7 protein-coding genes are annotated in these 9217 nt (G+C 74.2%); 2 read left to right on the forward strand and 5 right to left on the reverse strand.

What is annotated here, in order from left to right:
- Positions 1-5: 5 nt before the first annotated feature.
- The 4 genes from AB0B83_RS23150 to AB0B83_RS23165 all read right to left on the reverse strand — a co-directional run bounded on the left by AB0B83_RS23150 (position 6) and on the right by AB0B83_RS23165 (position 5272).
- On the reverse strand, positions 6-1244 hold the full coding sequence (locus AB0B83_RS23150) for a serine/threonine-protein kinase (protein WP_357579922.1): 1239 nt from the start codon (positions 1242-1244) through the stop codon (positions 6-8).
- 244 nt (positions 1245-1488) lie between these two features.
- Positions 1489-2136: a hypothetical protein gene (locus AB0B83_RS23155; RefSeq protein ID WP_357579923.1), complete on the reverse strand. Its 648-nt coding sequence runs from the start codon at positions 2134-2136 to the stop codon at positions 1489-1491.
- A gap of 13 nt (positions 2137-2149) precedes the next feature.
- Positions 2150-3928 carry a DUF4012 domain-containing protein gene (locus AB0B83_RS23160; RefSeq protein WP_357579924.1) on the reverse strand — a complete coding sequence of 593 codons (1779 nt, stop codon included), beginning with the start codon at positions 3926-3928 and terminating at the stop codon, positions 2150-2152.
- A 120-nt stretch (positions 3929-4048) separates the two neighbouring features.
- Complete coding sequence (locus AB0B83_RS23165; RefSeq protein WP_357579925.1) at positions 4049-5272, reverse strand: glycosyltransferase family 4 protein; 1224 nt, start codon at positions 5270-5272, stop codon at positions 4049-4051.
- 162 nt (positions 5273-5434) lie between these two features.
- On the opposite strand from AB0B83_RS23165, the gene AB0B83_RS23170 reads away from it, so the two are divergent.
- Entirely contained in the window at positions 5435-5989 is a 555-nt protein-coding gene (locus AB0B83_RS23170) for a low molecular weight phosphatase family protein (RefSeq protein ID WP_311411159.1), read from the forward strand.
- Here the strand turns inward: AB0B83_RS23170 and AB0B83_RS23175 are convergent.
- Positions 5970-7430: a polysaccharide biosynthesis tyrosine autokinase gene (locus AB0B83_RS23175; RefSeq protein WP_357579926.1), complete on the reverse strand. Its 1461-nt coding sequence runs from the start codon at positions 7428-7430 to the stop codon at positions 5970-5972. The genes AB0B83_RS23170 and AB0B83_RS23175 overlap by 20 nt on opposite strands.
- 332 nt (positions 7431-7762) lie before the next feature.
- Between AB0B83_RS23175 and nhaA the strand changes: the two genes are divergently transcribed.
- A complete protein-coding gene (gene nhaA, locus AB0B83_RS23180; RefSeq protein WP_357579927.1) occupies positions 7763-9085 on the forward strand; it encodes a Na+/H+ antiporter NhaA in 1323 nt (440 codons plus the stop codon).
- Positions 9086-9217: the final 132 nt, after the last annotated feature.

Consider the following 9217-nt stretch of genomic DNA (forward strand, 5'->3'; position numbering starts at 1 on the left):
CTCGGTCAGGGGCGGTCGCCGAGCGCCGTCGCGACCAGCAGCCGAACCGTGTAGACCACGACGAAGGTGGCGGCCCCGGTCGCTGCGGCCGCCTCCACCGCGCTCGACGCGACGTAGCCGGCCGCGGCGCCGACCGAGCCGAGGAAGATCGCGGTCGAGATGCCCCAGGCGTCGGTCGACTCACGACGGAGCCGCCGCCCCCAGCCACCGCCCGCCTGGTCGGCGGGCGCGGAAGCCGTGGACGGGCTCTGCGACGTCTGTTCGAGGCGCGTCGGCGCCGTCGGTTCCGGCCGGGCCGCCGGCGGGTCCGACGCGGTACGGGGCAACGGCAGCGGCTCACCCGGCGTCGGCGCGCCGGCAATCTCGTTGCCGAATTGGAGCACGGTCTCCCGGCGCAGCGGGCCCGCGTCCCGGACGTCCTGCCCGAGCAGCCGCATCAGCACCTCTTCGGCCTCCGGCCGCTCCGCCGGGTCCTTGGCCAGGCACTGCCTGATCAGCTCGTCGAGGCCCGGTGGCAGCGCGGGCAGGTCGGGCGGCTCGTTGAGCACCCGGTGCATCACCGCGAAGAGCGAGTCGGTGCCGAACGGCGGCCGGCCCCCGGCGGCGAAGGCGATGGTGGCGGCCCAGGCGAAGACGTCGCAGGGTGGCCCGATCGAGTCGTTGCGGAACCGCTCCGGGGCCATGTACGCGGTGGTCCCCAGCACCCGGCTGGTCACCGTCTCGGTGACGCCCACGGCGCGGGCGATGCCGAAGTCGATCACGCGGGGGCCGTCCCGGCCGAGCACCACGTTGTCGGGCTTCAGGTCGCAGTGCACGACGTCGCAGCGGTGGATCGCGGCGAGCGCGGTGGCCGTACCGACGGCGAGGCGGTGCAGCGCGTTGCCGGCGACCGGGCCCTGCTCGCGGACGTGCCGGTAGAGGGTCGGGCCCTCGATGAACTCGCTGACCACGTAGGGGCGTTCGCCGTCGACCTCGGCGAAGAGCACCTGCGCGGTGCAGAACGGCACGACGCGGCGCGCCGCGGCGATCTCCTTCATGAACTGCGACCGCGCCCGCAGGTCACTCAGGTCGATGTTGATCATCTTTACGGCCACCTGGTGGCCCTGGTCGTCCTCGCCCAGGTAGACCACACCCTGGCCGCCCGCGCCCAGCCGACCGACCAGCCGGTACGGGCCGGCGGTCACCGGGTCGTGCGTCCACAGTGGCGCCAGTCCCGGCACCGGCGCGCCGGCCACTCCTGTCATCCCGACTCCATCGCTGTCGTGTCCCCGGCCACCCGGCGGCACAGGACACGGCCATGGTGCCATGCCGCCGCCTGCTGGCCGAGGGTGCCCGGCCGGCCTCCCCCAGGCGGGCCGCGGCGGATCGGGTGGGCCGGCGCGGCGGGGCGACCGAGGCGGTACGGGACGGGCTGGCGCCCGTCGGAGATCTCCGACGGGCGCCAGTCGTTCGCGATGTCCGGGCACTGCCCGAAGGGGAGCTTCACCGTCAGCGCGCGGCTCCCATGCCGAAGCGGTGGCGCTTGCGCCAGACCAGCGACAGCAGCAGGAGCACCGCGCCGGCGCCGACGAGGCCGCCGCCGAACTTCATCGGGGTGCTCAGGCTGTCGCCCGTGACGGGCAGCGGCGGCGTGTGCTTCTTGAGCACGGTCAGCGTCGCGGTCGCCACCCGGTGGTACGTCTGGCCTTCGGCCCGGAAGGTGTACGTGCCGTGGTGACGCGGCGTGTAGGTGGTGCGGAAGTAGCCGTCGTCGTCAGCCGTGACCTCCAGGGTCCTGGGGTTCGGCTGGGGTGCCTGCTGGAACGAGACCGGCGCCATGGCGACGATCTCGCCGTCGCTGCGGCGCGCCTGGTCGGCGCCCGGCACGGCGGCGGCGAGCGGCGACGTGCTGACGGTGATGATCACCGTCTCGCCCGGCCCCCAGCCCCGGCCGATCAGGGTGGCGGTCTGGCCGACCACGACGGTCGGCGGGGTGACCGTGAGTGTCGGTGTCGGGGTGCCGCCCGGCGGGTAGACCGGTGGTTGTGGCGTGCCGGTGCCCGGCGTCGGCTGCGGCTGCGCCGCCCCCGCTGCGGTCGGCACGGCCAGCACGGCCAGACCGACCGTGAGCGCCATGATGATGCGGGATAGCCGCATGATTGGTTCCCTCCTACTGATCACAGCTTGGTGCGGAAACAACTTGGGTGGTCCATGGGGTGGCGGTGGGGGTCAGCCACAGCTCGGCGGTACCGACGCCGGTGGTCGCGGTCAGGACGGTGACCTCCAACGTGCGGGAGCCCCCCGGGCCGACCTCGACGTTGGCGGTGCTCACCTGACGGCGCCGTTCGGTGCCGCTGCCCACCGCCGTCTCGACGCCGTCCAGACGGGCGGCGAGCACCGCCCCGCCGGCGGGGCTGTGCACCGACACCAACGTGCGTACGGTGTACGGGTCACCGGCCAGACCGAGGCCGAGGACCGACTCGCTGAGGCCCGACTTCGGCGCCGACGAGCGCAGGGTGACCCGGAGTCGAAGTTCCCGGCGGCCGTCGGGCCGGCAGTCGCCGACCGCCAGGGCCGCCGACGGCCGGAGGTAGTAGCCGAGCTTCGCGCCGCTGCCGTCGTTGAGGAACACGCCGACCGTGGGCACGGTGTCCTTCTCCGGAAGCGCCCCGGCCAACCGGCTGTCGCCGATCTTCCGTTGCTCTTCATGTCGGGCACTCCAGAACAATATCCGGCGTTCAGTGACAGCACGGTCAAATGAGGACAATAACGCCTTCGGGTCTACATTCTTCGTGACCAGCGCGTCGAACACGGCGGCGGCGGAGGCGGCGAAGAAGGCGTCCTGTTCCTCGTTGTCCATCCGCTGGTAGCTGTCGCTGAGCACCGTCTGCACGACCTTCTCGGCGGCCAGCGGGACGCCCCCCGGCACCATCACCGGCCCGGTGGCCCTGAGCAGGTACGACAGCACCACCGGGTCGACGGCGAGCACCCCGTCCACGGTGGTGCCCGTACGCCGGCGGAACATCTCCCGGTAGAGGGCGGCGGCAGTCGGGAAGTGCGGGGTGAGGTTCACGTCGGCCGGATAGATCCCGGGCAGGTCGGCCCAGAGGCTGCGCACCTCGGCGGGCACCTTCAGCGGCGGCTGGAACCGGCCCAGCGTGCTGCTGGTGCCCTGCCGTCCCATCCGGACCCGGCCGTCGGCCGCGTGGATGACCGCGTACGCGCCGATCATCCCGCCGGTGGCGCGCAGCTCGGCGGGGTTCTGGGAGACCACCAGGTAGGTGCGGGGGCCGTCGGCGCCCAGCAGCCCCGGCAGCACCCGGGTGGCCTCGCTCGCGGCGGCGGTCAGGCCGGCCAGCCGGTCGATCTCGCCCCGCAGATCGCCGAGCGCCTGCCGGACCTGACCGACCAGGCCCTCGCTGGGCACCGTCGCGAGGCTGTCCCGGGCACCCTGCACCGTGTCGTTGACCCTGGCCAGCTCGGCCGACAGGGTCCGCAGCCGACCCACGTCCAGCCGCCCGCCCGCCGGCACCAGGCTGGTCAGGTCGGCGCGCAGCAGCGGCGGGAACGCCTGCCGGGCCAGGTCGTCGATGGCCACCGAGATCTGCCGGACGGCCGCCAGGTTGTCCCCCGCGTACGGGGTGTGCCGCCCGACCCACCAGCCGGGGTCACCGGTCGCCGCCCGGGCGCTGCCGGACTGCGCCTGGAGCGCCGCGAGGGTGCGCTGCGCCCGGGCGGTGTCGCCCCCGACCACCTGGGCGCTGAGCTCCCGGGCCAGGCCGGCGGCGTTGAGCAGGTGGGCGCGGGCCTGCCAGCCCCGGAAGCCCACCCAGCCACCGGTCAGCAGCAGCAGCGAACCCACCACGAGGGCGGCGAGCAGGGCCCGGCGCAGCTGCCGCCGCCGGCGGGAACGACCACGCCGTCGACGCGGTCTCGCGCTCTCCGTCACACCACACGTCCTTCCTGGGGAACGGCGGGCGGACCCCGGTCCGCTGCCGCTCCACACTGCTAACGATCGTTTTCGCCCGAAGATGACGCGGTTGACCGGTATGCGAGCCCCGCTCGCCGTTCACCGACCGTCGGGGCGCCCGGCGGCCGCCTCGTACAGCAGCCGTTCGATCCGGTCCACACCCGCCGACATCGACATCTCCCGCAGGTACGCCTCCCGGCCGCGCCGGCCCATGTCCGCCCGGGCGGGCGGCGGGATGGTGGCGGCCAGCCAGAACCGGTCGGCGAGGCTCGCCCAGTCCCCCGGCGGGCAGGAGAGCCCCGCCCGGGCCCGTTCCACCAGGTCCGCGGTGTCGCCGCCGGCGGAGGCCACCACGGGCACGGCGCAGGAGAACGCCGCCTGGAGCTTCGCCGGCAGGGTGCTGCGCAGCTCGGGCAGGTCCCGCAGCATGACGAGCTGGTAGTCGGCGGCGGCGTACAGGTCCGGCATGTCCGGCGGAGACCGCCGCTCCACGAAGCGCACGTTCTCGGCCCGCAGGTCGGCGGCGAGCCCCCGCACCCGCCGCTCGTCCGCGCCCGAGCCCACCAGGACGAGGTCCACGGTGTGGTCCAGTGCCGCCGCCGCCCGTACCGCGGTCTCCAGGCCCTGCCGGGCGCCGATGGTGCCGGCGTGCATCACCACGCACCGCTCGTCGCGCCGGACCAGCCGGTGAGCCGCGCGGCTGGGCCGGGCGGGGTGGAAGATCCGCTCGTCGGTCCAGTTGAGCACCACCCGCACCCGGGCCGGGTCCACACCCGCCTCGACGACCCGGTCGCGCAGCGACGGCGCGGCGACCGCGATCCCGTCCGCGGCCCGGTAGACCCGCGCCATCGCGGCGGCGATCCGCCCGGCCCACCGCCCGTTCTCGGCCCCGACCGGCTCGTCCTCCGCCCAGACGTCCTGCACGTGCACGACGGTCGGCACCCGGCCCAGCAGGCGGAGCAGGCCCGCCGCAGCGAAGGCGTTCGCCGGCGGCAGGTGGACGTAGAGGGCGTCGACGTCGGCCAGGAACCACCGCCCGGTCACCGTCGCGCTGCCGGCGAACGACAGGTGCCCGGCCATCCGGCCGCGCAGCGACCCGTCCCCGGCGGAGTAGCGCGGGACCCGCCGGACCGTCAGCCGCTCGCTGTGGGTCTCGTACCGCCAGCGCTGCCGCCAGCCCGGGTAGACGTGGCCGCCGGGATAGTCGGGGAAGCCGGTCAGCACCTTCACCTCGTGCCCCCGGACGGCGAGTTCCTCGGCGAGACTGCCCGGGATGAACGCCGGCTCGGGCGGGAAGTGGTACGACAGGATCCCGATCCTCACCGACCCACCTCCGTCCGGCCGGGGCTCCTCGGCGCGGCACCGTGCCGTGGAGTCGTCCGGCCCGCGTACGATGCCGACATCCCCTCCACGTCCGGCCGGCTCCGACGGCCGGCGGCCGGCGCGGCGCCACCGTCCGCGACGGCACCGACGAGAGGGGTCCGCATGGTCGACCGGGTGTTGTTCGTCTGCCACGCCAACCTGTGCCGGTCACCGATGGCCGAGTACATCGCCCGTCGCCTGCTGGCCGGGCGCGCGGTGACGGTCGCCAGCGCCGGCACGGACGCCGTCGACGATCTGCCGATGCACCCGCACGCGGCGGACCTGGCGGCCGAGACCGGCGGGGATCCCACCGACTTCCGCAGCCGCCGGCTGCGCCCGGAGCACCTGGCCGGTGCGACGCTGGTGCTCACGGCCACGCGCCGCCAGCGCTCGGTGTGCACCGCCCTCGCGCCGGCCGCGCTGCACCGGACGTTCACCCTCCGCCAGTTCGGCCGGCTGGCCTCGGCCGCCGACCCGACGACGGATCCGGCCGACGGTCCACTGCGGGCGGCGGTCGAGGCGGCCGCCCGCGCCCGGGGGCGGCTGCAACCCGCCACCGGGGACGCGGACGACCTGCGGGACCCGATCGGCGGCACCGCCGCCGACTTCCGACGCTGCGCGGAGGAGATCGAACGGTCGATGCGACCCCTCGCGGCGCTCATCGCGACAGCCGGGTGAGTTCCTGCGTACGGTCGCTGACGACGCCGTCGACCCGCTCCGCGTGCCGGGCGGACGGGGTCGCGTCGGCCGGCACGTCCGGAGTCGCGGCGGCGGCGACCACCCGGTAGGCCTCGTACTGGTACGCCTCCGCCTTGGCCACCTTCGCCATGTTCAGCACGCAGCCGAGCAGCCGGACGGAGACCGAGTTCAGGGCGCGGGCGGCCTGCGCCACCTGGCTGCGGGAGGTGCGGCCCTGCTGGGAGACCAGGAGCGCGCCGTCGGCCTGCACGGCCACCACCACGCCGTCCGTCACGGCCAGCAGCGGGGCGGTGTCGATGATGACGATGTCGGCGGACTCGCGCAGGGCGAGCAGCAGGTCCGCCATCGCCTTGGAGCCGAGCAGCTCACTGGGGTTGGGCGGCGCCGAGCCGCTCGGGAGCACCAGCAGGGACTTGTCGCCCCAGCGCTGGACCACGTCGCCGACCTGGACGTCGCCGACCAGCACGTCGGTCAGCCCGATGCCCGCGTCGAGCCCCAGGTAGTCGGCGACCTTCGGGCGGCGCAGGTCGGCGTCGACCAGCAGCACCCGCCAGCCGGCCTCGGCCAGGGCGATCGCCAGGTTGCAGGAGAGCGTGGTCTTGCCCTCGCCCTGCAGGGCGCTGGTGACCGCGATGACGCGGGCGGGCTCGTGCACGTCGACGAAGCGCAGGTTGGTGCGCAGCTTGCGCACCGCCTCGGCCCGGGCGGAGTTCGCCGCCGCGCCGACGATCAACGGCTCCGACTTCGCGGTGCTCTCGAAGGGGATCTCGCCGAGCAGCGGGCTGCCGGTGGTACGCCGGAGGCCGGCGGCGTCGCGCAGGCGGACGTCGGCGACCCCGCGCAGGATCGCCAGGCCCACGCCGGCGAGCAGGCCGAGCAGCGTACCGACGGCGAAGTTGCGGACCGGCTGCGGCGAGACGGGCGTCGGGGTGACCCGGGGCCCGCTGACCACCTCGATCCTGATCGGGCCGGCCTTGCCGTCCTGGGTCGTCTCCACCTTCTGCACCAGCTGGACGAACTGCGCGGAGAGCACCTCGGTGACCTTCAGGGCCCGGCTCTGGTCCGTGTCGGTCACCGACGCGCGCAGCAGCACGGTGCCGGTCTCGGTGGAGGTGCTGACCCGGCGCTGGACCTCCTCGGCGGTGAGCCCGACCGGAGCCTCGGCGACCACGCTCTGCGCGAGGCGGTCGCTGGTCAGCAGTTCCGCGTAGGACTTGACCCGCTGCTGGAGGAAGAGGCCGCCCTGGTAGGCGTCGGTGACGCCCTGGCTGGGCGTGGTGACGAAGAAGGTGACCGAGGCGACGTAGCGGGGCTGCGCCCGGACGGTGACGAGGGCGGTGACGCCGAGCGCGACCATGACGGTGAGGAGCACGATCCACCAGTGCCGACGCACGAGGCGGAGTTGGCGGTACAGGTCCATCAGGCGCGCCTCCGTACCAGGCCGGTAACGCCAAAGAACTTCACGAAAACCCCCAAGGTCGACTTAATCTCGTGAAACCATTAAAGCGACTCATACGCCTTATGTCCTGAGTTACGTATTTTCACCCCTTGACATCGGCGCCCGACCCACCACCGGACAAACGGGCGGACGGCGTCCAGGGTGGCGGGGAAAACCGAGCGGGCGTGATCCTCGGCGGCAATGAGCCGCCCCGACTCGCCGGTCACGCCTGTGCTGGATAGGGTCGGCAATGGTGTGCCGGGAAGCCTGGTCGGCGTCGTCTGATGCTGCCCAAGACCGAGGTGGAACCGCGCATGACCGACCGCAAACCGCCAGCCGACCGCCCCCGCCCGAACCGGCGTTTCTTCTCGCGTACGTCCTGGCCGGAGGCCCGGTTCCTGGCCGACGTGCTGCGGACCGAGACCGTCGGCGGCGGGCTCCTGCTGCTCGGCGCGATGATCGCGCTCACCTGGGCGAACTCGCCCTGGGAATCCTCCTACGCCGCCCTCGGCGCCTGGGTGCCCTGGCCGGGCGGCGCGGCCCTGCACCTGGATCTGGACCTCGCCGCCTGGGCCGCCGACGGCCTCCTGGCGATCTTCTTCTTCGTCGTCGGGCTCGAACTCAAGCGCGAGTTCGTCGCGGGCGAACTGCGCGACCCTCGCCGGGCGGCGCTGCCCGTGATCGCGGCGGTCGGCGGCATGGCGGCGCCCGCCCTGATCTACCTCGCGGTCAACCTCGCCGCCGGCGGGGACGGGCTGCGGGGGTGGGCCATCCCCACCGCGACGGACATCGCCTTCGCCCTCGCCGTCCTCGCGGTCATCGGCTCGCACCTGCCGCAGGGCCTGCGCGCCTTCCTGCTGACCCTGGCGGTGGTCGACGACCTGCTCGCCATCACCATCATCGCGATCTTCTACACCGCCGACTTCAGCCCGCTGCCGCTGCTCGCCGCCCTGGTCCCCATCGCCCTCTTCGGCCTGCTCGTGCAGCGGCGCAGGACGTGGTGGTGGGCGCTGATCCCGTTGGCGGCCACCGCGTGGGTCCTCATGCACGCCTCCGGGGTGCACGCCACCGTGGCGGGCGTCCTGCTGGGTTTCACCGTGCCCGTCCTGCGGGGCAAGGCCGGCGACGCGCACGGGCTCGCCGAGCACCTGGAGCACCGCTGGCGCCCCGTCTCGGCCGGTTTCGCCGTGCCGATCTTCGCGTTCTTCGCGGCCGGGGTGTCGCTGCGGGGCGCCGACCTGGGGGCCATCGTCACCGACCCGATCGTGATCGGCGTCGTCGCCGGTCTGGTGCTCGGCAAGGTCGTCGGGATCTTCGGCTCGACGTTCCTGCTCGCCCGGTTCACCCGCGCGCAGCTCGACGAGGACATCACCTGGACGGACCTGCTCGGCGTGGCGCTGCTCGCCGGGATCGGGTTCACCGTCTCCCTGCTGATCGGCGAACTCGCGTTCGGCCCCGACAGCGCCGCCGCCGGCAACGTCAAGGCGGCCGTGCTGACCGGCTCGGTGATCTCCGCGTTGCTCGCCACGGCCGTGCTGGTGCGGCGCAACGCCGCCTACCGGCGGATCGCGGCGGCGGAGCGGGTGGACGCCGACCGCGACGGCGTGCCGGACGTCTACCAGCGCGGGCAGGGCTGAACCGGCCGCCGCGCCGCCGGACGAGGCACCGCACCGGGCACGGCTCGCTCAGCGCCGGCCGCCGCGCCGGACCGGGCTGCCGGGCGGTCGCCGGGCCGGGCCGCCGGGCGCTCACGGCCAGCGGGCCGGCCG

This window comes from Micromonospora sp. NPDC049060 (assembly GCF_040649055.1).
Classification (GTDB): domain Bacteria; phylum Actinomycetota; class Actinomycetes; order Mycobacteriales; family Micromonosporaceae; genus Micromonospora; species Micromonospora reichwaldensis.